A 26,293-nucleotide genomic window follows, 5' to 3' on the forward strand; every position below is an offset into this window, starting at 1 on the left:
TGTTTCGCGTGCGGTCTCGTCAGATCAGGTTCTGGGACAGGCCGCGTTTGATGAAGCTGCCGTGTCCTTTGGTTCCCAGGTATTCACCTTGATCGATGATCACCGAGCCCTTCGAGAGGACGGTGTCGATCTGTCCGTCGATCTCGTAACCCTCGTAGGCCGAGTAGTCCACGTTCATGTGGTGAGCCTTCTCGAGTCCGATACTGGTGTGTCCGTGGGGGTCGTAGATCACGATGTCGGCATCGGCGCCGGGGGAGATGATGCCCTTGCGGGGGTACATCCCGAACATTTTCGCCGGTGTCGTCGCGCAGACGTCGACCCAGCGTTCGAGTGAGATCCGGCCGTCCTTGACGCCTTGGAACATCAAGTCCATGCGGTGTTCCACCGATCCGATCCCGTTCGGGATGTTGGCGAAATTCCCGATGCCCATGTCTTTTTGGCCTTTCATACAGAACGGGCAGTGATCGGTGGCGACGGTCGCGACATCGCCGGTTCGGATGTAACGCCACAGCTCGTCCTGATGTCCCTCCTCCCGGGAGCGCAGCGGGGTGGAACACACCCATTTCGCACCCTCGAAACCTGGTGCGCCCAGCTGCTCTTCGAGTGAGAGGTAGAGGTATTGGGGACATGTTTCGCCGAAGACGTTCTGTCCTCTACCGCGGGCATCGGCGATCTGGGCCAGGGCCTGTTTGGCCGACACGTGGACGATGTAGAGAGGAGCCCCGGTCAGCTGGGCGAGCATGATCGCCCGATGCGTTGCCTCTTCCTCGAGCTGCCAGGCCCGTGATGTTCCGTGGAAGTAGGGGGCGGTGTCGCCGCGCGCGAGCGCCTGCTCGACAAGCACATCGATGGCGATGCCGTTCTCGGCGTGCATCATCAGCAGTGCCCCGAGGTCGGCGGCCTCCTGCATGGCCCGCAAGATCTGGCCGTCGGTGGAGTAGAAAACGCCCGGGTAGGCCATGAAGAGCTTGAAGCTCGTGATCCCTTCGTTCACCAGCTCGGCCATGCCCTTGAGGGATTCGGCATCGACACCGCCCATGATCTGATGGAAGCCGTAGTCGATCGCGCAGTTACCTGCTGCCTTCTCGTACCAGGCTGCGACGGTGTCCTGCACCCGCATTCCGGGGTTCTGGACTGCGAAGTCGACGATGGTGGTGGTGCCGCCCCAGGCCGCCGCCCGCGTGCCCGTCTCGAAGGTGTCAGAGGCGAAGGTGCCTCCGAACGGCATCTCCATGTGGGTGTGCCCATCCACTCCGCCGGGTATCACGTATTTTCCGGTGGCGTCGAGTGCGATGTCGGCGGAGGTGGTCAGGTCGGCGGCCAGTGCTGTCGAACCCGGCTGCAGCACAGCCACGATGGTGCCGTCGTCGACAAGCACATCGAGGAGTTGGCTACCGGTCGGTGACACGACGATGCCACCGTGGATGAATGTTGTCGGCACAGCTACTCCTCTTCGCTTGTCCTGCTCAGGGTTCGACCAGGCTCCCGTACGCGTCGGGTCGCCGATCTCGATAGAACGACCACCGGTCGCGGACTGTTCGGATCAGACTCAGATCGAGGTCGCGCACCACCAGTTCCGGGTCTTGGGCCGAGGCCACATCACCGACGAACTTGCCTTCTGGGTCGACGAAATAGCTTGTGCCGTAGAAATCGTCGTCCCCGTACTCGGACTCGATCCCGACGCGGTTGATGGCTGCGATGAAGTACTCGTTGGCCACGGCCGCCGCGGGTTGCTCCAGCTTCCACAGGTAGCTGGACAATCCGCGGCTGGTGGCCGAGGGATTGAAGACGATCTGTGCGCCGGCCAGCCCCAGTGCGCGCCACCCTTCGGGGAAGTGGCGGTCGTAGCAGATGTACACCCCGACCTTGCCGACGGCGGTGTCGAAGACCGGCCAGCCCAGGTTGCCGGGTCTGAAGTAGAACTTCTCCCAGAAGCCCTGCACCTGAGGGATGTGATGCTTGCGGTACTTCCCGAGCAGGGTGCCGTCGGCGTCGATGACCGCGGCGGTGTTGTACAAGAACCCGTCCTGTTCACGCTCGTAGACGGGAACGATCATCACCATCGCCAATTCCTTTGCGAGGCCGCAGAAGAGGTCGATGGTGGGACCGGGAATCGACTCTGCGAACTCGTAATACTTCGAGTCCTGCACCTGACAGAAATACGGGGCGTCGAACACTTCCTGGAATCCGATGATCTTCGCACCCTGGGCCGCGGCGTCTCGGGCGTAGGCGATGTGCGCGGCGATCATCGACTCCCGATCGCCGGTCCAGTTCGTCTGGACGATGGCGGCCCGAACGGTCTCGTGTGCGCTCATCCGTTGATGATGCTCGCGGCAGCGTTTCGGTGCGGTTGCTTCGGCGAAAACTCGCGATTACCCGGTCAGGATCCGGCGCACGGATTCGTGGACGATCTGTCGCCGATCGGAGAGAACGTCCGCGTCGAGGTCGACGTTGCCGTCGGAGCCCGGTGTGATGACCCAACTCGAGACAATGCCGAAGATCACGGCGAGGACGTCGGCCGGATCCCACTGCGGCGCAATAGCCCCGGATGACTGTGCACGGCCGATCCCGTCGAGTCGGGCATCCCAGAGTGGATTGTCGTCGGCCTGCCGCCGGATGCGGGAGGCCTGACCCTGTAGCTGGCCCCACAGCATGAGTCGCTGCACGTGCGGTGTGTTGCGGAGGTCGTCGAAGATCGCCACCGCGTAGGTGGGCAGGTCGTCCGGATCGAAGGGGACAGCATCGAGGAAACGCCCGAAATCGTCGTCGAGTATCGCGTGGAACAGCGATTCCTTGTCGCCGTAGTACGCGTAGAGGCGCTCCTTGCTGGCCTTTGCCGTGGTCGCAATGCGATCGATCCGCGCCCCGGCCAGGCCGTGTTCGGCGAACTCGGCTCGTGCCGCATCGATGATTCGCTGCTTCGTTGCGGACACATCTCTCGTGCTCATGGCACTCAGCCTAACCAAACGAACTAGTTCGTTTGACTATTGGGGTCGCCTGGCATAGCTTTTCTCCTCGTGACTTCTTCTCCTTCTGACGCACCGGTGACCACCGGACCGGCGCAGCCAGACTCGACTGACCATGACAATCCGAACCATCGACGCCGGTGGCTTGTGCTGACGATCGTTGCGCTCGCGCAGTTGATGGTGGTGCTCGATGCCACCATCGTGTCGATCGCGCTACCCGATGCCCAGGCGGAACTGAGCATCGGCGACGGAGACCGCGCGTGGGTGGTGACGTCGTACGCCCTCGCATTCGGTGCGCTGCTGTTGCTCGGTGGACGAATCGCCGACTACTGGGGGCGTAAGCGCTCGTTTGTCGTCGGCATGGTCGGCTTCGCGGTCATGTCGGGCATCGGCGGTATCGCGCAGAACGGCATCGAGCTGTTCATCGCGCGGGCAGGCCAGGGTGTGTTCGCGGCGCTGGTGGCACCGGCTGCGCTGGCGATCCTCACCACCACGTTCACCCGAAGTGCCGAGCGCGCAAAGGCCTTTGCCGTCTACGGCGCGATCTCCGGTGGTGGCGCCGCAATCGGGCTGCTGCTCGGTGGTGCGTTGACCCAGTACGTCGACTGGCGCTGGTGCCTGCTCGTCAACATCCCCATCGCCGCCATCGCGATCGCGGCTGCGGTCCCGGTCATCGCCGAGACGAAGGCGCACGGCGACACCACCTATGATCTCCCGGGCGCGTTGCTCGTCGCCGTCGGGCTGGGGTCGCTCGTGTACGGCTTCACGCGCGCCGAGCACGGCTGGCTCGAACCCGACACGCTCGGCTTCATCATCGGTGGTCTCGTTGTGCTCACCGTGTTCGTGATCGTCGAGCGTCGGTCCGCGAACCCCCTGCTGCCGTTGTCTGTTCCGTGGGATCGCAACCGCGGCGCCGCGCTGATCGGCATCACGCTCGCCGGGGTCGCGATCATCGGCAGCACCTTGTACCTTGCGATCTACCTACAGGCGATCCTGGAGTTCAGCCCGATGATGGCCGGTGTCGCATGTCTGCCGATCACCGTCTTCATCGTCCTCGCCTCAGGACTGGCGGCGCGGCTGACGGTTACCGTCGGCGCGCGGATGCCGCTGGCCATCGGCCCCGTGGTCGCGGCTGCCGGCCTGTTGCTGCTCGCCCAGATCGACGTCGACAGCTCGTACTGGACCGGGGTGTTCCCGGGCCTGGCCGTGTTCGGCTTCGGCATGGGCCTGCTGATGGTCCCGATGCAGAATGTGGCTCTGATCGGGGTGCCGAACCACGACGCCGGCGCAGCGAGTGCGCTCTCGAGTGCCACGCTGCAGGTCGGCGGCGCGCTGGGTACGGCACTGCTGACCACCGTCTATACCTCGGCCAAGAGCGATTCGCTCTCCACGAATCCGATCACAGAGGGTCCGACGGCGTTCATCGCCGCCGAGGTCGCCGGCTACACGACAGCCTTCGCCTGGGCAGCCGGACTGCTGATTCTTGCGACACCGGTGGTGCTGATTCTCGTTCGCGTGAAAAAGGATGAGCTGCAGTCGATGACGGCTGCTCACATCGGCTGACGACTCACACCGCGGTCACGGTCACCGGCACGCCGTTGAGGACGGCGTTGCCGGAGACAGTGTCGAGGTGCATGGGGTCGGTGACATCGTTGGCCGACGGTGCATCGACCTGACCGGCGACGGCGAGGCGGACGCCGGACCGTCGCTGCCCGAAGCCGTGGGGGAGGCTGACCACACCGGGCATGATGTCGTCCGTCTCGGCGACCGTGACCGTGACACTGCCTGCGCGCGAACGCAGCACCGCCCGATCGCCCGTGGTGAGACCGCATCCTGCGAGGTCCTTGGGATGCATCAACAGGTGGTGTCGAGCCTGGCCCTTCGACAGTCTGGGCGAGTTGTTCATCCACGAGTTGTTCGATCGCAGGTGCCTGCGTCCGATCAACAGGAGCTGCCCCTCGGCGACGCTGACGAGGTCGGTGTGCAGACGATTGAGATCCGCGATTATCAGTGGCGGGGCCAGTTGCACGACACCGGATTTGGCGACCAGCTTGCGCCGCAGCCCTGGCCGAAGGGGGCCCAGATCCACCCCGGACGGTGACCGGAGCAGTGCCCGCAACGTGAGGTCGCCGGGTCCGGTGCGCAGGAGCAGGGCGAGCAGTGTGCGGGGCGTCGCTCGCAAGCGGGCCGTCGACTTGACCTGGGCCGGCAGTGCTGCAGCCCGGCTCCGTAGGCCGCTGATGCCGGAACCGTGCGAGGTCGCCCGACGTCGTGCGATCGCCAGGGTCAGGTCCCGGAAGATCTCCCAATCGTGTTTGGCGCCGGCCGACTTCTCGAGGACGGCAGGGGAGAAACGGGCCGAATTGTGCACTGCGAGTTGATGGAAGATCAGATCGTAGTGGTCGCGTTCGAAGATCATCGTCGGCGGCAGGATGAGGTCGGCATGCCGAGTGGTCTCGTTGACATAGAAGTCGATGGACACCATGAAGTCCAGGTCGGCGAGAGCCTTGTCGAGGCCATCGCCGCCGGGTGATGATGACACGGGGTTTCCGGCCACGGTGATCAACGTCTTGATCTGGCCCTTGCCCGGCGTGGCGATCTCGTCGGCCAGCGTCGAGACGGGAAGCTCGCCGCCGAACTCAGCGAGACCGCGAACTCGACTGCGCCACTTGTCGAAGTGTCCGCGACCGCTGAGTTTGCGTGCCACGAGGTCGATCTCGGGGTCGGTCAACAGGGCGCCGCCGACCCGGTCGAGGTTGCCGGTCACCGCATTGATGGTCTGGATCGCCCACTGGCACACGGTTCCGAACTGCTGGGTGGAGACCCCCATCCGACCATAGGCGACCGCGCGCTCGGCTGCCGCGAACTCCGTCGCGATCGAACGGATGGCGTCGGCATCGACGCCGGTGATGGGTGCCGCCCACTCGGGCGTCGTACTGCGGCACGCGGTCGCGACCTCATCGAGTCCGGCGAGCGGCAGATGCCCGATGCGCCTGTCGTCGAGGCCCACCTCATGGACCAGCACATGAAGCACTGAGAGCAGAAGGGCAGCGTCGGTCCCAGGGCGTACGTAGAGGTGCTTGTCGGCGATGGCGGCGGTTTCGGTGCGGCGCGGGTCGATCACCACCACTGTGCCGCCGCGGCGCCGCAGTTCACGCATCCTGTTGCGGAAGTCCGGTGCCGTCATCATCGACCCGTTCGACACGACGGGGTTGGCGCCGATGATGAGCAGGTGCTCGGTGTGATCGAGGTCGGGAATCGGTATCTGCAACTGATGTCCGTACATCAGATGTGCGGTCAGCTGGATCGGTAGCTGATCGGCCGAAGTGGCCGAGAACATGTTTCGGGTTCCCACCGCGCCCAGGAACGGTAGGCCGTGGGTGACGAACCCCAGGCTGTGCACATTGGGGTTGCCGGTGTAGACGGCCACACCGCCTCGCCCATACCGTTCCTGGGTCGAGACGATCTTGTCGGCGACCAGAGCAGCGGCTGCTTTCCAGCTGATGTCCTCCCACCCACCGTCCGCGGTCTTGCGCAGCGGGGTACGCAGCCGATCCGGGTCGAGGTGCAGGTCGGTCAGCGCGGTTGCCTTGGGGCAGATGTGCCCACGGGACAGTGGATCGTCCTTGTCTCCACGGATGTCGGTGACCTTGCCCGCGTCGACGGTGACCTGCAGGCCGCAGATCGCCTCACAGAGGTTGCAGACGCTGCGGGTGGTGATGGGGGTCATATCAGGTCACGCTAGCCCTTCGTGGGTGCCCCAGGATCGATATCGAGGTCATCTCAAGGCCCCGATGTCGAGTCGGCACCGGATCCGCAGGCTCCTCGCCTGGGCGATTCTGGATTCGGCTCACCCCGGCGGTAGCTTTGCCATGTGAAGCAGATACCCCGCGAGATATGGGTTCTGCTCAGCGCCAACGTCGTCATCGCCCTCGGATTCGGTCTGATCGCGCCGGCCCTGCCGGCATTCGCTCGCAGCTTCAACGTCGGATACACGGCGGCGTCGGTCATCATCTCCGCGTTCGCCGTGATGCGACTGCTGTTCGCACCCGCCAGTGGACGGCTGGTCCGCATTCTCGGCGAGCGCCGGATCTACCTCAGCGGGTTGCTGATCGTCGCGGCATCGACCCTCGCGTGCGCCTTCGCTCAGACGTATTGGCAACTGCTGATCTTCCGAGGACTCGGCGGTATCGGTTCGACCATGTTCACCGTCTCGGCCACGGCGTTGATGATCCGCCTGGCGCCACCGGACATCAGGGGGCGGGTCTCGGGATACTTCAGTGCAGGCTTCCTGATGGGCAACATCATGGGCCCCCTGGTCGGCAGCGCGCTGGTCAGTTTCGGTCTACGGATGCCGTTTGTCGTCTACGCGATCGCGTTGCTGATCGCCTCGGCGGTGGTCGCCACCCAGCTGCGCAGCGTCGGCGGGCGCCCGCTGCCCGGTGGTGACGGCCAGGTGGCGATGCCGTTTGCGGAGGCGCTGCGCGATAGCGCCTATCGGGCGATCCTGTCGTCGGCCTTCACCCAGGGGTGGGCCTCGATGGGCGTGCGGGTGGCGTTGGTGCCGCTGTTCATCGTCGACGGTCTCGGAGAATCGGCCGCCATCTCAGGGGTGGTGCTGGCCGTGTACTCGGCGGGCAACGTCATCGCGATCATCGCGGCGGGCCGACTGTCCGATTCGCTGGGGCGAAGGCCGATCATGTTGCCCGGACTGCTGCTGATGGGGGCTTCCACCGCCGTGCTCGGGTACAGCGGAAACATCTGGGTCGCGAGTGCGCTGACGTTCGTCGCGGGCATCGGTTCGGGGCTGTTCGCGCCGACCCATCAGGCCGCGCTCGCCGATGTCTTGTCCGGACGTGGACAGGGCGGGCCGGCGTTGGCGTCCTATCAGATGGTTGCCGACCTGGGTGCCATCAGCGGGCCCGTGATCGCGGGATTCATTGCGCAGCAGTGGGGTTTCGGCCCGGCGTTCGCGGTCACCGGTGCCGTCGCATTCGTGGCCACCATCTTCTGGATCCTCGCCCGCGAGACGCTGCCACCGCGCGGGACGGACAACTTGCGGGCGAACGAGGGCTGACCGCACTACCGTTGACCTCATGTCTGAAGTTTCGGGTTCTGGGGTGTCGAGTCCTGAGCAGCCGCTGTTGGGAGCCAACTCCGAGGTCGGCCGGTTGCGCACGGTGATGCTGCACCGTCCGGGTGACGAATTGCGGCGGCTGACGCCTCGCAACAGCGATCAACTGCTGTTCGACGGACTGCCCTGGGTCGATCGCGCCCAGGAAGAACACGACGCATTCGCCGACGTGCTGACCGGTCGCGGCGTCGAGGTCCTGCTCCTCGGCGATCTGTTGACGGAGACGTTCGAGACCAGCGGCGCGGCCCGGATGCAGGGCATCGCAGCGGCGGTCAGCCCGCGTCGACTGGGACACCACCTCGCGCAGGATCTCTCCACCGAACTCAGGGGGCTGTCGGCCGACGACCTGGCCCGGGTGCTGATGGCGGGCATGACCTTCGACGAGATGCCCGAATCAGCTGCCACCGTCCGGTCCTCCCTGGTGTGGCGCATGCATCACGGTGCCGAGTTCGCCATCGACCCGCTGCCGAACCTGCTGTTCACGCGGGACAGTTCGTTCTGGATCGGAGACCGTTTCGCGATCACCTCCCTGGCGTTGCCCGCACGCGTCCGGGAGACCTCGCTGACCGATCTCATCTATGCCCACAACCCCAGGTTCCTCGGGGTGCGTCGCGCCTACGAGTCCCACACCGCGCCGGTCGAAGGTGGCGACGTGCTGCTGCTCGCGCCGGGTGTGGTGGCCGTCGGAGTCGGCGAACGCACCACCCCTGCCGGCGCGGAGGCGCTGGCACGCAGCCTGTTCGACGACAAATTGGCCCACACTGTGCTGGCGGTGCCCATCGAACAGCGCCGCGCCTCGATGCATCTCGACACCGTGTGCACGATGGTCGACACCGACGCCGTCGTCATGTACCCGGTCATCCAGGACTCGTTGTCGGCTTTCACCATCCACAGCGGCGACTCGGTCTCCGTGACCGGACCACAACCCTTCGTCGAGGCGGCGGCCGAAGCGATGGGCATCGAGAAGCTCCGCGTGATCGACACCGGGCTGGATGCGGTGACCGCCGAACGCGAGCAATGGGATGACGGCAACAACACGCTGGCATTGGCGCCGGGCGTCGTCGTCGCCTACGACCGCAACGTCGAAACCAATCGCCGACTTGAGGATTCGGGCATCGAGGTGTTGACCATCGCCGGAAGCGAGCTGGGGTCGGGGCGAGGTGGACCCCGCTGCATGTCATGCCCGGTGTCGCGTGACCGGTTGTGACCATGAGGAAAGAAGACGGTATCGGCCTCCAGCTCGACCCGGATTCGGACGTCGCACCCTATGAGCAGGTCCGCCGCGGCGTCATCGAACTGGTCAACTCCGGACGGCTTCTCGCCGGAAGCCGGATACCCACGGTCAGGGCGCTGGCACAAGAACTCTCACTCGCGCCGAACACGGTCGCGCGGTCCTATCGCGAACTCGAGGCCGAGGATGTCATCGAGACCCGGGGACGGCAGGGATCATTCATCAAAGCCCACGCCGACTCGGCCCTTCAGCGCGCGGCACTCCTGACCGTCGAGCATGTTGCCGCCTTGCGACAATTGCGTGTCGACGACGGTCACATCAAATCCCTGCTGGACCAGGCTTTGCGCAGGTGAGCGGCATGCTCGCCGTATTGAAGATGGGCGGCGAATTGGTTACGAGCAGGTAGTTAAACTTCAGCAAAAGTTGAACAAACGGTGCCAACACTGATGTTATTGAGTTCATGGCATTGAAGACCGAAACATCCGACGCAGTTCGGCCACCCGGGGAACCCGGTTCGAAACCGAGGATCGACCTGGTGGTCTTCGGCGTAACTGCCGCTGCGGTGATCGCCTTCGTGATCTGGGGCATCGTCGACAAAGAGAGCCTCAACGCCAGGACCCAGGACATCCTGGCGTGGATCACCGACAACCTCGGCTGGGTGTTCATTCTCTCGGCGACGTTCTTCGTCTTGTTCGCGATCTTCCTCGCGGTGAGCAAGTACGGCAAGATCCCTCTTGGCCGAGACGGCGAGAAGCCGCAGTACAACACGGTCAGCTGGATCGCGATGATGTTCAGCGCCGGTATGGGCATCGGCCTGATGTTCTACGGCGCCAACGAACCACTCACGCACTACGTCAACGCCCCTCCCGGCCAGAACGCGGACGATGTCGGAGTTGCGATGGCAACGACGATGTTCCACTGGGGCTTTCACCCCTGGGCGATGTACGCGGTCGTCGGTCTCGCGATCGCCTACAGCACGTACCGCTGTGGTCGCGGCCAACTGGTCAGCGCGGTGTTCGCGCCGATTCTCGGCCATCGCGCCAACGGCTGGGGCGGCAAGGTCATCGACATCCTCGCGATCTTTGCGACGCTGTTCGGCACCGTCGCCTCTCTGGGACTCGGTGCAGCACAGATCGGTTCGGGGTTCGTCGAGATAGGCTGGCTCAACGAGCCCTCGAAACTGTTGTTGGTCGCGATCATCGCCGTCCTGACCGCAGCCTTCGTCGCATCAGCGGTCTCGGGTGTCGCCAAAGGTATTCAGTGGCTGTCCAACACGAACATGGTGCTGGCCATCGTGCTGGCGCTCTTCATCTTCGTCGTCGGACCCACGGTCTTCATCCTCAACGTGCTGCCGACCACGATCGGCACCTACCTCAACGACATCACCTCCTTCTCCGCTCGTTCGGGCGCGACGGTCGACGCCGAAGGCGAAACCTGGCTCGCCGGCTGGACCATCTTCTACTGGGCGTGGTGGGTGTCCTGGACCCCGTTCGTCGGCATGTTCCTGGCGAAGATCAGCCGCGGTCGCACCATCCGTCAGTTTGTGGTCGGAGTGCTGTTCGTGCCGACGATCGTCTCGCTGGTGTGGTTCGCGATCTTCGGCGGCACCGCGATCAAACAGCAGATGGACGGAAAGAACCTCGCCGACGCGAGCTCACCCGAGAGTCAGCTCTTCGACCTACTCGGGAACCTGCCACTCACCGGGATCGCCTCGGTCCTCGTGATGATCCTCGTCGCCATCTTCTTCGTGTCGGGAGCTGATGCCGCCTCCTTGGTGATGGGCACCCTGTCCGAACGCGGGGCGGAAGAACCAAGCAAGCTCATCACGATCTTCTGGGGAACGCTCACGGGTGCGGTGGCAGCGTTGCTGTTGTGGGTGAGCGGCGACGACGCGCTGGAAGGCATCAAGACCATGGCCATCATTGCAGCGCTGCCATTCGTGATCGTGATGATCTTGATGTGTGTCTCGCTGTACATGGATCTGCGGAAGGATCCGCTGATCGTCGCGCAGACCCACTACGAGGGCAACCTCGATCGCGATCTGCGGACTCACGCGAACATCTTGGCCGCGGACGACTCGAACGACGTGTTGCCTTCGGGTGAGTTCTCTGCGATCACCCCGGAACAACTGGCGCAGGCCGACTCGATCGATCCACCCCGGAAACCCAAAGACAAATAGTTTCGCTTGACCTGGCAAATCCACTCGTTTCAGTCACACCCAGGGGTCCACGACCCCTGGGTGTGACCGGAACGGGTGGATTTGCTTGTTCAACTCCAGCTTGGAAGCCAGATCTGCATGTTCCACATCTCCCGCGAGATCGGTTCGCCCGTCAGGATCGGCCACATCCACATGAAGTTGAGCACCACCAGTCCCAGGTAGATGCTCACGCCTACGACGCTGATGATCTTCCACTCGTAACCGTTGCGTCTGGCTCGCCGTCCCGCCGCGAGGATATCGCCCGCGCACAACGCCAGGCCCATGATCAAGAACGGGGCCATGGCTGCGGCGTAGAAGAAATACATCTGTCGATCGAGGTTGGTGAACCACGGCAGGAATGCGGCGCCGTAGCCGACGAGGACCACGGAGTAGCGCCAGTCGCGGCGGATCACCATCCGCCACAGCGCCCAAGTCAGCATCGGCAGGGCCAGCCACCACAGGATGGGTGTGCCGATGAACATCATCGCCCGGACGCACTCGGACTCACCGCACTTGTCGGGGCCGTATTCGATGTAGTAGAGCATCGGCCGCAAGCTCATCGGCCAGGTCCAGGGTTTCGATTCCCACGGGTGATGATTGCCCGCGCTGTTGGTCAGATTCGAGTGGAACTCGAGAACACCTGATTCGTAGTACCAGAGCGACCGCCACGCGTCGGGCACCCACGAGAAGGGCCCGCCGGTGCCGATCTGTCTGCCGACCTCGTATCGATAGACCGCGGTCTCGGAACTGAACCAGGGCGCGAAGGTGGCCAGATAGACCAAGACCGGGGTGACTCCCAACGAGAAGCCGGTGGGGATCAGATCTCGGACTCCGGCGCCGCGCCATGGTCGCTGCACCAGGTACGCCCGCCGCGTCGCGACGTCGAAGCCCAGGGACAACAACGCGAAGGCGATGACGAAGTAGATCCCAGACCACTTCGTGCCACAGGCCAGCCCGAGGAGGATCGCGGCGGCGAATCGCCACCACCGAAATCCCAATCGCGGCCCGTAAGGTGAATCGTCGATCCGGCCCTCCATGAAGGCCTTGTGCATTCGGGCACGCATCTGATCTCGGTCACACACGATCGCAGCGAGCGCGCCCAGGACGAAGAAGATCTGGAAGATGTCGAGCAGGCCGGTCCGCGAGCTGACGAACGAGACGCCGTCGCAGATCATCAAGATGCCTGCTATGCCGCCGATGAGGGTCGATCTGGTCAGCCGCCGGACCAACCGGATGACGATCAAGATCATCAGCGTGCCGCAGACCGCCGACATGAATCGCCAGCCCCACGCGTCGTAACCGAAGATCCACTCGCCCGCCGCGATCATCCACTTGCCAACAGGTGGATGGACGACGAGACCGTACGCGGGGTTGTCCTCGAGCCAGTTGTCACCGGTGAGCACCTGATACGCCTGCGGTACGTAGTGCTTCTCGTCGAAAACGGGGGTGCCCTTGTCGGTGGGCGAGCCGAGGTTGATGAACCGGGTCGCGGCACCGATCGCCGTCAGGATCAGCGCGACGATCCAGCCGCGACGCCGGTCGGTGGCACCGAACACCGGCGCGGGGATCGTGCGGGTGCCGCCGGGGCTCGTACCGAGGTCCTCGGCGTAGACGCCGGGCAGCTCATCGGCTGCGCGGCGAGCTGAGATCGAGTTCTCCGGTGCAGAGATCACGAGCGGCGGGGCAAACGTCACGGGGCCAATCGTAGGCTGTGCAGTGATGAACTCTCCGCAACCGCAGGGCCTACTGGTTCTTGCCGCGACCCCGATGGGCCGCCTCGACGACGCTTCACCCCGTTTACGTGAGGCGTTGGCGACCGCCGATGTGGTCGCGGCCGAGGACACACGGCGTACTCGAGCCCTGGCCTCCGGGCTCGACGTGAGCATCGGTGGCCGAGTCGTGAGCTACTACGACCAGGTCGAGGCCCAGCGCACACCTGCACTCGTCGACGAGGTGCGGTCCGGTGCGACCGTCCTGGTCGTCACCGACGCCGGGATGCCATCGGTGTCCGATCCCGGCTATCGGCTCGTGGTGGCGTGTGTGGAGGCCGGTCTTGCGGTGACGTGCCTGCCCGGACCCTCCGCTGTGACGACCGCGTTGGCGGTGTCCGGTTTACCGGTCGAGCGGTTCTGCTTCGACGGTTTCGCTCCGCGGAAGTCCGGACAGCGAAAAACCTGGCTGGCGGCGTACGTAGAGGAAGCGCGGACAGCGGTGTTCTTCGAGGCGCCACATCGGCTTGCCGAGTGCCTGGCTGATGCAGTGGAGGTCCTCGGGCCGGACCGGCGAGCCGCCGTCTGTCGCGAGCTGACCAAGACCTACGAGGAGGTGCGCCGCGGGACACTGGCCGAACTCGTCACCTGGGCCGGGGACGGGGTGCGTGGTGAGATCACCGTCGTCCTCGAAGGAGCGGTGGCCACCGAACCCGAGATCGACGACCTCATCGCGCGGGTCGAGCGACTGGTCGCCGACGGCATCCGGCTCAAAGACGCGTGTTCGAAGGTCGCCTCATCCACCGGCGCATCGAAACGAGACCTGTACGAAGCAGTGTTGGCGGCGAGGCAGGACCAACACGCGGCACAATGAGGCCGTCAGGTCGGTTGCAGACCTATGATGGCGGCCGCCTTGTCGAGGCACTCCTGCCATTCGGCGAGGGGGTCGGAATCGATCGTGATACCACCGCCGACGCCGAGATATGCCGAACCGTTCGGGGTGATCTGCACCGTTCGGATCGCGACGTTGAGGTCGAGGCCTGCGGTGGGGGAGACGACGCCGACTGCGCCGCAGTACATTCCGCGGGGGAACGGTTCCCAGGTCGAAAGCAGTTCCTGAGCGCGCACCTTGGGTGTTCCGGTGACCGATGCGGGCGGAAACGTGGCCTCGATGAGTTCGGTGTTGGTCACGGCTGAGGTGGTGGTGGCCTGGACGGTGGAAACCAGGTGCCAGACGCCCGGCGCGGGATGGACGTCCAGCAACTCGGTGACGATCACCGTGCCCGGGACGGCGACCCGGCCCAGGTCATTGCGGACCAGGTCGACGATCATGATGTTCTCGGCAACGTCTTTGGCGGAGTCGCGGAGCATCTGCGGGTCGAGATCGATGGGGAGGGTTCCCTTGATAGGGCTCGACGACACCACATTGCCCCGTCGCCGCAGATATGACTCGGGTGAGAAGGATGCAACCGATCCCCAGTTACCCTGGAGCAGAGCCGATTTGCGGGGGCGGGTGACCGCGACACCATCGGCGAAATAGTTTGCGACCGAACCGGCGAGCCGGCCGGAGAAACGGGTGCAGATGCAGGCCTGGTAGACCTCGCCTGCGCGTATCGCGTCCAGACACAGCGCGACTGCTTCGACGTGTGGACGCTGAGGCGGCGGCTGCCAGTTCACCGACCACACGTGGCTGTGGTGTTCGACGAGGCAGGCACGCACCCAGTCGGGGCAGGCCTGGCCGGTCAGCGACGTCCACCACCAGCTGCCGGTGCGATCGAGGTGCAGCACGCTGTCCGTCGTCCCGCCCGCGGAAGGCGGTAGCGGGCCCCGGTCTGCTCGATCGGGAAAGCTGCGGTAGCCGAACCAGAATTCCTGAGGGTCGTCCGGGATGTCGACGCCGGTACGCAAGGAGATGGACGGGGCGATCACTGCGTCGGTGTCGAGCCAATCGCCGACCAACGCAGCGGGGCCGGGTATCCCGAGGCGGCGAGTGTGAAAGTCCAGCGCGCGCACCACATCCGCGGCCGGCGCCGGACCGAGCTCAACGCTGCGCACGCCGACCGCTCAGTCCTTCGGGACTTCGAACCGGGGGAAGATAGGGGTGGGCTTAGGTAGGGTCGTCCCGGCCGTGAGGCGCTTGCCGATGGAGTCGAACGTCCGGGAATCTTGATCGACCACAAGCTGATCCAGCAACCGGCCGGTGGATTCCGGCATGGCCGGCTGCGCCAGCAAGGTGGTGATCCGGACGACCTCGGCGCAGATGTAGAGCACGGTTCCGGTGCGTTCGAGATCGGTCTTCGCCAGCTTCCACGGCTGCTCAACGGAGATGTATTTGTTGGTGTCGCCGAGGACTTCCCAGATCGCCTCGAGAGCAGAGTGGATCGCCTGCTGATCGAATTCGAGGCGGACCCGGTCCAGCAATCCGTCTGCCTTGGCGAGCAAGTCGTTGTCGGCATCGGTGAGATTCACCGCATCGGGGAGGACACCCTCGAAGTACTTACCCACCATCGACAGGGTGCGCTGCGCCAGGTTGCCGAGCTCGTTCGACAGGTCCGCATTGACTCGCGCGACGATGGCCTCGTGGCTGTAGGAGCCGTCCTGACCGAAGGGCACCTCACGCAGGCAGAAGAACCGGATGGGGTCGAGGCCGAACTCCTCGACGAGCGCGTAGGGGTCTACGACGTTGCCCACCGACTTGCTCATCTTCTCGCCGCTGTTGAGCAGGAAGCCGTGGGCGAACACGCGTTTCGGCAATTCGATCCCGGCACTCATCAGGAACGCCGGCCAGTAGACGCAGTGGAACCGAATGATGTCCTTGCCGATGATGTGCAGATCGGCGGGCCAGAACTTCTTCCATTTCTCGGACTCGGTGTCCGGGTATCCGACCGCGGTGATGTAGTTCGTCAGCGCGTCGACCCACACGTACATCACGTGGTCGTCGTGTCCGGGAACCTTGACGCCCCAGTCGAAGGTCGTGCGGGACACCGACAGATCGCGCAGACCACCGCGAACGAAGCTCGCGACCTCGTTGCGCCTGGTCACCGGGCCGATGAACTCGGGATGCTCCTCATAGAGCGCGAGCAGTTTGTCCTGGTAGGCCGAGAGCCGGAAGAAGTAGGCTTCCTCCTCGGTCCACTCGACTTCGGTGCCAGTATCGGAGGTGACGCGGGTACCGTTCTCGAGGACCTTGGTGTCGGCTTCGGCGTAGAACGCCTCGTCGCGGATCGAGTACCAGCCCGAGTACTTGTCCAGGTAGATGTCGCCGTTGGCGCTCATCTTCTCCCAGATCGCCTTCGACGCGACGTGGTGATCGGCGTCGGTGGTCCGGATGAAGCGATCGAAACTGCTGCCGAGGGTCTCCTGCAGCTTCTGGAAGGCCGCAGAGTTGCGGTCGGCGAGCGCGCGGGTCTCGATGCCCTCTTTCTCTGCGGTCTGCTGCATCTTCTGACCGTGTTCATCGGTGCCGGTGACGAACAGCACCTCGTGGCCATCGAGCCGTTTGAAACGGGCGATGGTGTCGGCGGAGATGTATTCGTAGGCGTGCCCGATGTGTGGGGCGCCGTTGGGGTACGCGATGGCCGTCGTGATGTAGAACGGCGGTTTCGATGCAGAAGCCATGGTGCGTGACAGCTTATCGGCCCTCGCAACGCGGGTGGACCCGGCTGTCGCAGTCACCATTCATGTCGAGCCTGGCCACTACTGTTCCGGTATGGACGCCACAGCCCGGTTCCGGTTCACTGAAGCCCGCACGGCCGTGCTCGCGACCGTCGCACCTGACCATGGCCCGCATCTGGTGCCGATCGTCTTCGCCTGCGAGGGTGACGTCATCTACACCGCGGTCGACGGCAAGCCCAAGTCGACCAACAGACTGCGTCGCCTGGCAAACATAGAGGCGCAGCCGAAGGTCGGCGTCCTCGTGGACCACTACGACGAGGACTGGCACCAGCTCTGGTGGGTCCGGGCCGACGGCGTGGCGACCGTGCACACCAGTGGTGACCGAGCCGACCGGGCACGGGAACTCCTGAGGGCAAAGTACGACCAGTACGAGTCGGTGTCGCTCGACGGCCCGGCCATCGCCATTGCCGTGACCCGGTGGTCCTCCTGGAGCTACTCCGGCTGACCGAGCGCGCCCCTACGTTCGCTCGCCCACCCGAATTCGCGCCGCCCATCGGTTGTGGCCGGTGGGTGGCGCAAAAACGGGTGGGGGGTTGCGTTCGTCCGCCCACCCGAATTCGCGCCGTCCATCTGTTGTGGCTGGTGGGTGGCGCAAAAACGGGTGGGGGGAGCGCCACTGATTGCTCAGCGGGCGCGGGCGAAGTTCTCCGTGAGTTCGGCGATGATCTGCGGCCAGAGCGGTTCGGGGATGTCATGACCCATGTCGTCGATGAGGACGAGCTTGGAGCCCTCGACCGCGCGGGCGATCGCCTTCCCGCCCGACGGTCGCATCAACCCGTCGACCTTGCCGTGGATGACGACGGTCGGCGCCGTGATCGCCGTCGTGTACTTCTTGAGGCTTCCCGTCCCCATCACCGCCGCGGTCTGCCGGACGATCCCGGCGGGGTCATGTGCGCGGTCGTAGGCGAGCCCTGCCCGGCGCAACGATTCCTCCCACGGCAGGGCGTACTTGGGGCTGCCGATGGTGCGCATCGCCTTCGCGGCGTTCTCGACGTACTGCTCGCGGGTCGCACCTTTTCCGGGCCCGGTCAGCAGTGCCTTCAGCTTTCGGGGATCCGGCGGCGGCAGAAACGCCTCATTGGTACTCGAGAACAGGATCGCGACCGACAGCACCCGGTCGGGATGCTTGCCCGCGAGGACCTGCGTGATCATGCCGCCCATCGAGCCGCCGACGATGTGAGCCTGCTCGATACCGAGCGCGTCGAGTAGTCCGACGGCGTCGCCAGCCATGTCGACCAACGTGTACGGCACGTCGCTGGGGAGCCCGAGTTCGTGTTTGGCGAGCCGGGCCAAGCCGGTCAATGCGTTGCCGCCGACACGGGTGCCGTCCAGGTGGGTCGAAAGCCCTATGTCGCGATTGTCGAAGCGGATCACGCGGTACCCCTGCTCGACGATCGACATGCAGAACTCGGTCTGCCAGAACGTCAGCTGGGCGCTCAGCCCCATGATCAGCAGGACTGCGGGATCATCCGGATTGCCCATGTCTTCATAGGCAATCGTGATCTCCCCGACCTGCGCGGTACCGATGTGATGCCTGGTCGAACCCTCGGGATGCTGCTGGGTCTCACTCATCCGCCCGACAGTAATGCAGACGCACCCTCGAGCGTGTGGTTGACGCGAAGTCCACTCGACCGATACCGCAACAACGACACGCTCGAGGCCGGATCACCTCGAGCAATGCCGGCAGGCACAATCTGGATATGTCCTCGCGCCCTTTCCAGCAAGTCGATGTGTTCGTCTCCGGCTCCCTCACCGGCAACCCCGTCGCTGTCGTATTCGGTGCCGACGACCTGACCGACGCTCAGATGGCGGCGTTCGCCAACTGGACGAACCTGTCCGAGACGACGTTCATCACCACCCCGCGTGATCCGGCGGCCGACTACGGGTTACGCATCTTCACCCCGGTCGAAGAGCTTCCGTTCGCGGGACATCCCACGCTTGGTTCGGCGCATGCCTGGCTGCGGTCGGGCGGGGAACCCAAAGGCGAGACCGTTGTACAGGAGTGTGGAGTCGGGCTGGTGAAGATTCGTCGTGACGGCGACACCCTGGCGTTCGCGGCGCCGCCGCTGATCAGATCGGGACCGGTCGACGACGCCGATCTCGAGGTGATCCACCGCGCACTCGATCTGCGTCCCTCTGACGTGGTGGCCTCGAACTGGGTCGCCAACGGTCCGCGATGGATCGGCCTGCTGCTCACCTCCGCGCAGCGGGTACTGGATGTGCAGCCCGACTTCGCGGCGTTGGGTGCCCTGCACGTCGGTCTGATCGGGCCCTACCGGGAGGATGCGCCGACGCCGCTCGACCAACCCGACTACGAGGTGCGTGCGTTCGTCCCCGAGACCGGCGTGGCGGAGGACCCGGTGACAGGCAGTCTGAATGCCGGCTTGGCGATGTGGCTGCGGGCCGAGAAGATCGCGCCCCAGAGCTATGTGGCATCGCAGGGGACAGTGCTCGGGCGGGCAGGGCGGCTGTACCTCGACGACGACGGTACGAACATCTGGGTGGGCGGCCGCAGCTCGACGTTCATCACGGGCGAGGTCGATCTCTGACATGAGCGAGCACGCTCCCGCGCAGCCGGCCGACGCTGAAGAGAAGAGCAACAAACAGCTCAAGAAGGAGCGGCGCCGCACACCTCCGCCTGATCCCGAGCCGGTCGGTGCGCTGATCGACGCCCACACCCATCTCGCGGCCTGCGGAGGCCGCGATCCCGAGTCGGTGAAACAGATCCTCGATCACGCCGAGTCCGTCGGGGTGCGGGCCGTGGTCACCGTCGCCGACGACATCGTCGACGCCCGCTGGGCCGTGGACGCGGCGCGGTGGGACCATCGCGCCTACGCCGCCGTTGCCTTGCATCCGACCCACGCACATCAACTCGATGACGCCGCCAAGGCCGAGCTCGAGCAGATGCTCACCGACCCCAAGGTGGTGTCGGTCGGCGAGACCGGCCTGGATTACTACTGGCCTGGCAAATCGGAGGACTGCGCCTCAATTCCTCAGCAGCACGAAGCGTTCGCCTGGCACATCGACCTCGCCAAGCGGGTCGACAAACCGCTGATGATCCACAACCGTGAAGCCGACCGCGACCTGCTCGATGTGCTGGAACGCGAAGGGGCGCCGGAGACGGTGATCATGCACTGCTTCTCCGGTGACGAGAACATCGCTGCCGAATGTGTCGAGCGTGGGTACCTGCTGAGCTTCGCGGGGACGGTGAGCTTCAAGAACTCCAGCACGCTGCAGGCTGCGGCACGGCTGGTACCGGATCACCTGTTGCTGATAGAGACCGACGCGCCATTCCTGACGCCCCATCCGTATCGCGGACAGCCGAATCAGTCGTACGTCCTCCCATACACCGCGAGGGCGTTGGCGGAGGTCCGGGGGTGCCCGCCAGAGCACGTTGCCCGGTCTGTTACCGAAAACGCGATCCGCGCATATCGCCTGGACCTGCAATAACACAGGTTGCTTTGCACGAACAACACCATCTCGTTATCTTGTTGTGATCATGTCTGTGTTTTCTCGTATCAACGAATCAACCTCGCGCACCCCGCGCATCGCCATCGCTATGATCCTCATCGTGCTGATCGCCGGCGGCGTCATGGGGACCGCGATGTACAAAAACGTCAAGATCGACGTCGACGGCAAGGTCGTCGAGGTCGCCACGATGCGTGGCTCGGTCGACGGGATTCTCGAGGAGCAGGGTCTGAACCCGGCCGACGGCGACCTGGTCGCGCCCGCCCCCGACTCCGGCGTGGGTGACGGTGAGACCATCACTCTTCACAGGCTCAAGACGCTGACGGTGAACGTCGACGGGCAGCCGAAAGAGATCAAGACGACCGCGACGACCGTCGAGGCCGCGCTCGCGGAGGTCAACCTCGATTCGGCCGCCAACGACATCGAGGGCCCGGCCACCGACCAGCTTCCGGTCTCCGGCGGCACGGTGAACGTGGTGCTCCCGAAGAAGGTCACGCTCACCGACGGCAAAGACAAGACCGTCAAGGACATCGCCGCGAAGACCGTCGCCGAGTTGCTCGAGGACACCGGCAATCCGCTGGCGCCGACCGACGTGGTCACCCCGGCCGCAACTGCCCCGGTGACCGACAACATGGACATCACCGTGACCCGGATCCGCACCGAAGAGGTGACGGTGACCGAACCGGTGGCACCTCCTGAGAACAAGACCGATGACCCCGAGCTGATCTCCGGCCGCAAGATCGTCAAGAAGCCGGGCACACCTGGTGAGCAGCAGGTCACGTACTCCGTGACCACCGTCAACGGTGAAGAGACCGAAAAGAAGAAGCTCTCCGCCGAGGTCCAGGTGGAGCCGATTGCCGCGGAGGTCGCTGTCGGCACCAAGCCGGGCGCCCCGTACGTCCCGCCGGGCTCGGTCTGGGACAGGCTTGCCGAGTGCGAGGCGACGGGAAACTGGGCCATCAACACGGGCAACGGTTTCTACGGTGGCGTGCAGTTCGATCAGAACACCTGGGACCGCTGGGGCGGGCAGGAGTACGCGCCGCGCGCCGACCTCGCGACCCGCGAGGAGCAGATCGCAATTGCCACCAAGACCCAGGCCGCGCAAGGATGGGGCGCATGGCCTTCCTGCTCGTCAAAACTCGGTTTGGGCTGACGACCATTCCCCACGCCGCACCTGAAGTCGCGCGGTGAGCGCGACGCCGTTGTTCCTGGGCCCCGCAGAGATCCGTGAACTCGCGGCCGACCTCGACATCCGGCCCACGAAAACGCTGGGTCAGAACTTCGTGCACGACGCAAACACCGTGCGCCGCATCGTCACCGCTTCCGGTGTCGGCGGTGACGACGTCGTGCTCGAGGTCGGTCCGGGGCTGGGTTCGCTGACCCTGGGGTTGCTGGCGACCGCTCGTCAGGTGCTCGCCGTCGAGATCGATCCGGTCCTCGCCGGACGGCTACCTGAGACGGTGGCCAATCGTGCGCCGGATCAGGCGGCCGCGCTCACCGTCGTACCCGGAGATGCGCTCAAGGTCACAGCAGCCGACCTGCCTGCCATGCCGACCGCACTGGTCGCGAACCTGCCCTACAACGTCGCGGTGCCCGTGCTGATCCATCTCATGTCCGAACTGCCCAGCATCCAGACCGCTTTGGTGATGGTGCAATTGGAAGTCGCGCAACGTCTCGCGGCAGGCCCCGGTGGTCGCATCTACGGCGTCCCGAGCGTGAAAGCGCGATTTTTCGGAGAGGTGTCGCAGGCCGGCTCGGTCGGTCGCAGCGTTTTCTGGCCGGAACCCAAGGTCGAGTCCGGTTTGGTGCGTATCCGCCGCTACCCGGAAGCGCGGTGGCCCGTCGACGAGACGCATCGCAAGCGGGTGTTCTCGGTAGTGGACGCGGCATTTGCTCAGCGTCGCAAGACTTTACGCGGTGCCCTGTCTGGCTTGGCGGGGTCGCCGGTCAAGGCCGAGGAGTGGCTTCGTGGTGCCGGAATCGACCCGGGACTGCGTGGCGAACGCCTGGCGATCGAAGACTATGTGGCGCTTGCCGCGCAGCTCGATTAGGCGGGCCGCATAGACTTGGACACCGTGTTGTCTGTCGTCCCCCGCCCCGTCACAGTCCGGGTACCCGCCAAGGTGAATCTGCACCTCGGCGTGGGTTTGCCACGCCGTGACGGCTATCACGAATTGACGACGGTGTTCCAGGCCCTCTCGCTCTCCGACACCATCTCGGTGGTTCCGGCCGACGAGTTGTCGATCTCCGTCACCGGTGACAGCGCTCGCGAGGTCCCCGTCGATGGGACGAACCTGGCGTGGCGGGCAGCCGAACTCATGGCCAGGGTCGCAGGCCGCGAGCCCGCGGCCGCGATCTCGATCGCCAAGGGCATCCCGGTGGCCGGCGGTATGGCCGGCGGCAGCGCCGATGCCGCAGGCACGCTGGTCGCGCTCGCGCGGATGTGGCACCTTGACATCAGCCGCGACAAGATGCGCGATCTGGCAGCTGAATTGGGCAGCGACGTCCCGTTCTCGCTCCGCGGCGGGACGGCGCTCGGCACCGGCCGTGGTGAAAAACTCACCACCGTGCTCTCGCGCGGCGAGTACCACTGGGTGCTGGCGGTGGCGAAAGAAGGGCTCAGTACTCCTGGCGTTTTTCGCGAGCTCGATCATCTGCGAGAGAACTATTCGTCCGCCGACGACACCGGCACCTACACAGAATCACCCGATGAGTTGCTGCAGGCACTCGCTTCCGGGGACCCGAGGAGAGTTGCGGATTTGCTGCACAACGACATGCAACCGGCGGCGCTGTCCATGCGCCCGGCGCTGCGCCGAACCCTGCGTGCCGGGGTGGATGCCGGCGCCCTCGCGGGCATCATCTCCGGCTCCGGACCGACGTGTGCGTTCCTGTGCACCGATTCCGATGCTGCGGTCGCGACGGCCGCCGAGCTGTCCGGCGCCGGCGTGTGCCGCGCAGTCCGTACCGCGACCGGCCCGGTGGCCGGCGCCCGACTGATCGACGGTTCGCTATGACATCGGCACGTAAGCAAGGCGCCAACCTGATCTCTGTTGAGAACGTCAGCAAGTCGTTCGGGATCAAACCCCTGCTGGAATCGGTGAGTCTGGGCGTTCAAGAAGGAGACCGCATCGGTGTCGTCGGTCTCAACGGCGGCGGCAAGACCACCATGTTGGAGATCCTGGCCGGGCTCGAGCCGCCCGACAGCGGCCGGGTTGCCCGCGGCAGCGGCTTGCGCATGGCGGTCGTCACACAGCGTGGGCATCTGCCGCCCGAATCCACCATCGGGCAGATCGTGCTGGGTCCGCTCGACGTCGCCGAGCACGAATGGGCAGGCGACGCTCGCATCCGTTCGGTCCTGGCCGGAATCGGTATCGGCGCGCTGGGTTTGGATACCCCGGTCACCTCACTCTCGGGGGGCCAGCGCCGCCGCGTCGCGTTGGCGGCAGCGCTGGTGCAAGACCTCGACCTGCTGATCCTCGACGAGCCGACCAACCACCTCGACCTCGAGGGCATCGCCTGGCTGGCAGACCATCTCGTCAACCGTCGCAGCGCACTCGTGGTCGTGACACACGACCGCTGGTTCCTCGACACCGTCGCCACCACCACGTGGGAAGTGCAGAACGGCACCGTCGAGAGCTACGAGGGTGGCTACAACGACTGGGTCTACGCCCGCGCCGAGCGGACGCGGCTGTCCGACGCGGCCGAGGAACGTCGCCAGAACCTGGCCCGCAAAGAACTCGCCTGGCTGCGTCGTGGCCCGCCCGCCCGTACCTCGAAGCCGAAGTACCGCATCCAGGCCGCCGAGAAGCTGATCGCAGACGTGCCACCGCCTCGAGATTCGGTAGCACTGGCCAGTTTTGCCAAGCGCCGACTCGGCAAAGTCGTGATCGAACTCGAAGACGCGACCCTCACGACCCCGGACGGCCGGGTATTGGTCAGCGACCTGATCTGGCGGCTCGCACCCGGCGAGCGGATCGGTCTGGTGGGCATCAACGGTTCTGGCAAGACGACGCTGCTGCGTGCTCTCGCCGGTGAGGTCCCCCCGGCGGCCGGCAAACGCATCGAAGGTCAGACCGTCGAAATCGGCTGGCTCCGTCAGGAACTCGACGACCTTCCCACCAATATGCGCGTGATCGAGGCCGTGGAGGATGTCGCGGGTCGCATCGAGCTGGGCGGCAAGGACGTGTCTGCAGGCCAGTTGGCCGAACGTCTCGGCTTCACCCCGGCGCGCCAGCGCACCCCGGTCGGCGATCTGTCCGGAGGCGAACGTCGCCGGTTGCAGCTGACCCGGGTTCTGATGGCCCAACCCAACGTGCTGCTTCTCGACGAGCCGACGAACGACCTCGACATCGACACGCTGCAACAACTCGAGGACCTGCTCGACAATTGGGCCGGAACCCTGGTGGTCATCAGCCATGACCGGTTCCTGATCGAGCGCATCTGCGAGAGCACCTGGGCGTTGTTCGGTGACAAGAAGTTGACGAACCTACCCGGCGGCATCGAGCAGTACCTCAAGAAACTGGCCTCCGGACCTGCTGCGGTGTCGGCTGCGCCGTCCACTCGGTCCGAGGGCTCGGCCGCCAAGAGTTCCGGGGGCAAAGGTTCTGGCGCACAGCGGGATATGGAAAAGGCGCTCAAGAAGGTCGAGCGCCAGGTGCAGCGTCTTGTGGTGAAAGAAAAAGAACTGCACGAGAAGCTGGCCGCGGCGGGCACGGATGCCGATCGGTTGATCGAGCTGGGTGTCGAGCTCAAGTCCGTTGTGGCAGAGCGTGAAGCTGCCGAAGAGTCGTGGCTCGAACTTGCCGAAGAAGTCGGCTGAGAAGGAGAAGGTCGGTGTCATTCATCCGCACGTCGGTGGGCAACGGTGTCGGCGAGATCATCCTCGACCGGCCGAAGGCGCTCAATGCGCTCGACCAGACGATGGTCGATGACATGTTCCCCATCCTCACCGACTGGGCCGACGACCCGTCGGTGGAACTGGTACTGGTGACCTCGGCAAGCGATCGTGCGTTCTGCGCAGGTGGCGACATCCGGGCGATTCGCGACGCTGCCGTCGCCGGCGACCACGCTGCCGTGACCCGCTACTTCAGTGCAGAATACGAACTCGATCAACTGGTCGCGGAGTACCCCAAGCCGTACGTGTCCTTGATCGACGGCGCGGCCATGGGCGGCGGCCTCGGTATCAGCGTGCACGGCGAGGTGCGCGTGGTGAGCGAGAAGGCCGTGATCGCGATGCCGGAGACGGCCATCGGATTCATGCCCGACGTCGGCTCGACCTACTTCCTCCCTCGACTGCCCGCCGGTGTCGGGCTCTGGCTCGGCCTCACCGGCGCCCGCGTGCGCGGCGCCGACGCCGTCGCAGTGGGTCTGGCCACGCATTACGTGCCCAGTGCCAAGATCGGTGAGTTGGCCGACGCCATCCGCTCCGGGACCCCGCTGGCCCAGGCGCTGAACGGGCGTGCCGAAGATGCGTCCCGCACCGACCTCCCGCTGGCAAAGATCGCGGAGTATTTCAGCGACGATCCGGTGAACGCGATCGTCGGCGGTCTGCGAGGGGCGGTAGGGGACGACTGGGCGGCCGAGATGGTCACCCTGCTCGAACAGGCCTCACCGACCAGCCTCGTGGTCACCGCGGCGATGATCGAGCTCGGCGCACGTTCCACCCTCGATGAGTGTCTCGAGCGGGAGCTGCACGCCGCCGAACAGATCACCAGGACCCCGGACTTCGCCGAAGGCGTACGTGCGGTCCTGGTCGACAAGGATCGCAACCCGGCGTTCAGTCCTGCGGACCTGCTTGATGTCGACCCCGAATTGGTCACCCGGATGATCGGCTGACGCCTACTTCTCGGGCCGGTACCGCGGTTCGGGCGGCACCAGCCGCGTTCGTCGCCTACTCTCGTTGAACAACTGGGT

General features: G+C 65.1%; 22 protein-coding genes. 14 read left to right on the plus strand and 8 right to left on the minus strand.

What is annotated here, in order from left to right:
• Positions 1–19: 19 nt before the first annotated feature.
• Genes hydA through J3S28_RS23095 form a run of 3 tightly spaced genes read right to left on the minus strand, consistent with a single transcriptional unit; the run spans position 20 to position 2,948 of the window.
• Positions 20–1,441, minus strand: coding sequence for a dihydropyrimidinase (gene hydA, locus J3S28_RS23085; protein WP_207843302.1), 1,422 nt, complete (start codon positions 1,439–1,441; stop codon positions 20–22).
• A 25-nt stretch (positions 1,442–1,466) separates the two neighbouring features.
• On the minus strand, positions 1,467–2,315 hold the full coding sequence (locus J3S28_RS23090; RefSeq protein ID WP_207843303.1) for a nitrilase-related carbon-nitrogen hydrolase: 849 nt from the start codon (positions 2,313–2,315) through the stop codon (positions 1,467–1,469).
• Positions 2,316–2,372: 57 nt separating this feature from the next.
• The gene (locus tag J3S28_RS23095; protein WP_207843304.1) at positions 2,373–2,948 is read right to left on the minus strand and encodes a TetR/AcrR family transcriptional regulator; all 576 of its coding nucleotides are present in this window, start codon (positions 2,946–2,948) and stop codon (positions 2,373–2,375) included.
• Positions 2,949–3,044: 96 nt separating this feature from the next.
• On the opposite strand from J3S28_RS23095, the gene J3S28_RS23100 reads away from it, so the two are divergent.
• Positions 3,045–4,529 (plus strand): MFS transporter, encoded by a 1,485-nt coding sequence (locus tag J3S28_RS23100; RefSeq protein ID WP_372436066.1) that lies wholly within the window; start codon positions 3,045–3,047, stop codon positions 4,527–4,529.
• A gap of 4 nt (positions 4,530–4,533) precedes the next feature.
• Here the strand turns inward: J3S28_RS23100 and J3S28_RS23105 are convergent, their stop codons facing one another.
• A complete protein-coding gene (locus tag J3S28_RS23105) occupies positions 4,534–6,696 on the minus strand; it encodes a molybdopterin-dependent oxidoreductase (protein ID WP_207843305.1) in 2,163 nt (720 codons plus the stop codon).
• A 144-nt stretch (positions 6,697–6,840) separates the two neighbouring features.
• Here J3S28_RS23105 and J3S28_RS23110 point away from each other — a divergent pair, with 144 nt between their 5' ends.
• From J3S28_RS23110 to J3S28_RS23125, 4 genes are all read left to right on the plus strand, one after another.
• Positions 6,841–8,043 carry an MFS transporter gene (locus tag J3S28_RS23110; protein ID WP_207843306.1) on the plus strand — a complete coding sequence of 401 codons (1,203 nt, stop codon included), beginning with the start codon at positions 6,841–6,843 and terminating at the stop codon, positions 8,041–8,043.
• Positions 8,044–8,062: 19 nt separating this feature from the next.
• A complete protein-coding gene (locus tag J3S28_RS23115; RefSeq protein ID WP_207843307.1) occupies positions 8,063–9,307 on the plus strand; it encodes an arginine deiminase in 1,245 nt (414 codons plus the stop codon).
• 2 nt (positions 9,308–9,309) lie between these two features.
• Positions 9,310–9,684, plus strand: coding sequence for a GntR family transcriptional regulator (locus J3S28_RS23120; RefSeq protein WP_207843308.1), 375 nt, complete (start codon positions 9,310–9,312; stop codon positions 9,682–9,684).
• A 107-nt stretch (positions 9,685–9,791) separates the two neighbouring features.
• Positions 9,792–11,510 (plus strand): BCCT family transporter, encoded by a 1,719-nt coding sequence (locus tag J3S28_RS23125; RefSeq protein ID WP_207843309.1) that lies wholly within the window; start codon positions 9,792–9,794, stop codon positions 11,508–11,510.
• A gap of 89 nt (positions 11,511–11,599) precedes the next feature.
• On the opposite strand, the gene J3S28_RS23130 is transcribed toward J3S28_RS23125, so the two are convergent.
• Positions 11,600–13,150 (minus strand): dolichyl-phosphate-mannose--protein mannosyltransferase, encoded by a 1,551-nt coding sequence (locus J3S28_RS23130; RefSeq protein ID WP_237342008.1) that lies wholly within the window; start codon positions 13,148–13,150, stop codon positions 11,600–11,602.
• Positions 13,151–13,247: 97 nt separating this feature from the next.
• Between J3S28_RS23130 and rsmI the strand changes: the two genes are divergently transcribed.
• Positions 13,248–14,111 (plus strand): 16S rRNA (cytidine(1402)-2'-O)-methyltransferase, encoded by an 864-nt coding sequence (gene rsmI / locus J3S28_RS23135; RefSeq protein WP_207843311.1) that lies wholly within the window; start codon positions 13,248–13,250, stop codon positions 14,109–14,111.
• Between the two features lie 5 nt (positions 14,112–14,116).
• Here rsmI and J3S28_RS23140 read toward each other — a convergent pair whose 3' ends face one another.
• Both J3S28_RS23140 and metG read right to left on the minus strand, forming a co-directional pair.
• Complete coding sequence (locus tag J3S28_RS23140) at positions 14,117–15,292, minus strand: aminodeoxychorismate synthase component I (RefSeq protein ID WP_307797355.1); 1,176 nt, start codon at positions 15,290–15,292, stop codon at positions 14,117–14,119.
• Between the two features lie 9 nt (positions 15,293–15,301).
• Entirely contained in the window at positions 15,302–16,855 is a 1,554-nt protein-coding gene (gene metG / locus J3S28_RS23145; protein ID WP_207843312.1) for a methionine--tRNA ligase, read from the minus strand.
• Positions 16,856–16,946: 91 nt separating this feature from the next.
• Between metG and J3S28_RS23150 the strand changes: the two genes are divergently transcribed.
• Complete coding sequence (locus J3S28_RS23150) at positions 16,947–17,357, plus strand: TIGR03668 family PPOX class F420-dependent oxidoreductase (protein ID WP_207843313.1); 411 nt, start codon at positions 16,947–16,949, stop codon at positions 17,355–17,357.
• Between the two features lie 179 nt (positions 17,358–17,536).
• Here J3S28_RS23150 and J3S28_RS23155 read toward each other — a convergent pair whose 3' ends face one another.
• On the minus strand, positions 17,537–18,484 hold the full coding sequence (locus J3S28_RS23155; protein ID WP_207843314.1) for an alpha/beta fold hydrolase: 948 nt from the start codon (positions 18,482–18,484) through the stop codon (positions 17,537–17,539).
• Between the two features lie 128 nt (positions 18,485–18,612).
• On the opposite strand from J3S28_RS23155, the gene J3S28_RS23160 reads away from it, so the two are divergent.
• From J3S28_RS23160 to J3S28_RS23190, 7 genes are read left to right on the plus strand one after another with little or no spacing between them, the layout of a single operon-like run.
• On the plus strand, positions 18,613–19,461 hold the full coding sequence (locus tag J3S28_RS23160) for a PhzF family phenazine biosynthesis protein (protein WP_207843315.1): 849 nt from the start codon (positions 18,613–18,615) through the stop codon (positions 19,459–19,461).
• A 1-nt stretch (position 19,462) separates the two neighbouring features.
• Complete coding sequence (locus tag J3S28_RS23165; RefSeq protein ID WP_207843316.1) at positions 19,463–20,362, plus strand: TatD family hydrolase; 900 nt, start codon at positions 19,463–19,465, stop codon at positions 20,360–20,362.
• Between the two features lie 49 nt (positions 20,363–20,411).
• Positions 20,412–21,533: a resuscitation-promoting factor gene (locus J3S28_RS23170; RefSeq protein ID WP_207843317.1), complete on the plus strand. Its 1,122-nt coding sequence runs from the start codon at positions 20,412–20,414 to the stop codon at positions 21,531–21,533.
• A 34-nt stretch (positions 21,534–21,567) separates the two neighbouring features.
• Entirely contained in the window at positions 21,568–22,431 is an 864-nt protein-coding gene (gene rsmA, locus J3S28_RS23175) for a 16S rRNA (adenine(1518)-N(6)/adenine(1519)-N(6))-dimethyltransferase RsmA (protein WP_207843318.1), read from the plus strand.
• Positions 22,432–22,455: 24 nt separating this feature from the next.
• Positions 22,456–23,394 (plus strand): 4-(cytidine 5'-diphospho)-2-C-methyl-D-erythritol kinase, encoded by a 939-nt coding sequence (locus J3S28_RS23180; protein WP_207843319.1) that lies wholly within the window; start codon positions 22,456–22,458, stop codon positions 23,392–23,394.
• Positions 23,391–25,199, plus strand: a complete 1,809-nt coding sequence (locus J3S28_RS23185; protein ID WP_207843320.1) for an ABC-F family ATP-binding cassette domain-containing protein — start codon at positions 23,391–23,393, stop codon at positions 25,197–25,199. Before J3S28_RS23180 ends, J3S28_RS23185 begins: the two co-directional genes overlap by 4 nt.
• Positions 25,200–25,213: 14 nt before the next feature.
• Entirely contained in the window at positions 25,214–26,215 is a 1,002-nt protein-coding gene (locus J3S28_RS23190; RefSeq protein ID WP_207843321.1) for an enoyl-CoA hydratase/isomerase family protein, read from the plus strand.
• The last annotated feature ends 78 nt before the right edge of the window (positions 26,216–26,293 follow it).

The organism is Williamsia soli, from assembly GCF_017377795.1.
GTDB classification, from domain to species: Bacteria; Actinomycetota; Actinomycetes; order Mycobacteriales; family Mycobacteriaceae; genus Williamsia; species Williamsia soli.

Bases quoted from the DNA above. Each gene is read 5' to 3' on its own strand.
- J3S28_RS23150 (WP_207843313.1), top strand. From the start codon at position 16,947: ATGGACGCCACAGCCCGGTTCCGGTTCACTGAAGCCCGCACGGCCGTG.
- J3S28_RS23185 (WP_207843320.1), top strand. From the start codon at position 23,391: ATGACATCGGCACGTAAGCAAGGCGCCAACCTGATCTCTGTTGAGAAC.
- J3S28_RS23115 (WP_207843307.1), top strand. From the start codon at position 8,063: ATGTCTGAAGTTTCGGGTTCTGGGGTGTCGAGTCCTGAGCAGCCGCTG.
- J3S28_RS23160 (WP_207843315.1), top strand. From the start codon at position 18,613: ATGTCCTCGCGCCCTTTCCAGCAAGTCGATGTGTTCGTCTCCGGCTCC.
- J3S28_RS23120 (WP_207843308.1), top strand. From the start codon at position 9,310: ATGAGGAAAGAAGACGGTATCGGCCTCCAGCTCGACCCGGATTCGGAC.
- J3S28_RS23095 (WP_207843304.1), bottom strand. From the start codon at position 2,948: ATGAGCACGAGAGATGTGTCCGCAACGAAGCAGCGAATCATCGATGCG.
- J3S28_RS23155 (WP_207843314.1), bottom strand. From the start codon at position 18,484: ATGAGTGAGACCCAGCAGCATCCCGAGGGTTCGACCAGGCATCACATC.
- J3S28_RS23170 (WP_207843317.1), top strand. From the start codon at position 20,412: ATGTCTGTGTTTTCTCGTATCAACGAATCAACCTCGCGCACCCCGCGC.
- J3S28_RS23090 (WP_207843303.1), bottom strand. From the start codon at position 2,315: ATGAGCGCACACGAGACCGTTCGGGCCGCCATCGTCCAGACGAACTGG.
- J3S28_RS23165 (WP_207843316.1), top strand. From the start codon at position 19,463: ATGAGCGAGCACGCTCCCGCGCAGCCGGCCGACGCTGAAGAGAAGAGC.
- metG (WP_207843312.1), bottom strand. From the start codon at position 16,855: ATGGCTTCTGCATCGAAACCGCCGTTCTACATCACGACGGCCATCGCG.
- rsmI (WP_207843311.1), top strand. From the start codon at position 13,248: ATGAACTCTCCGCAACCGCAGGGCCTACTGGTTCTTGCCGCGACCCCG.
- J3S28_RS23105 (WP_207843305.1), bottom strand. From the start codon at position 6,696: ATGACCCCCATCACCACCCGCAGCGTCTGCAACCTCTGTGAGGCGATC.
- J3S28_RS23125 (WP_207843309.1), top strand. From the start codon at position 9,792: ATGGCATTGAAGACCGAAACATCCGACGCAGTTCGGCCACCCGGGGAA.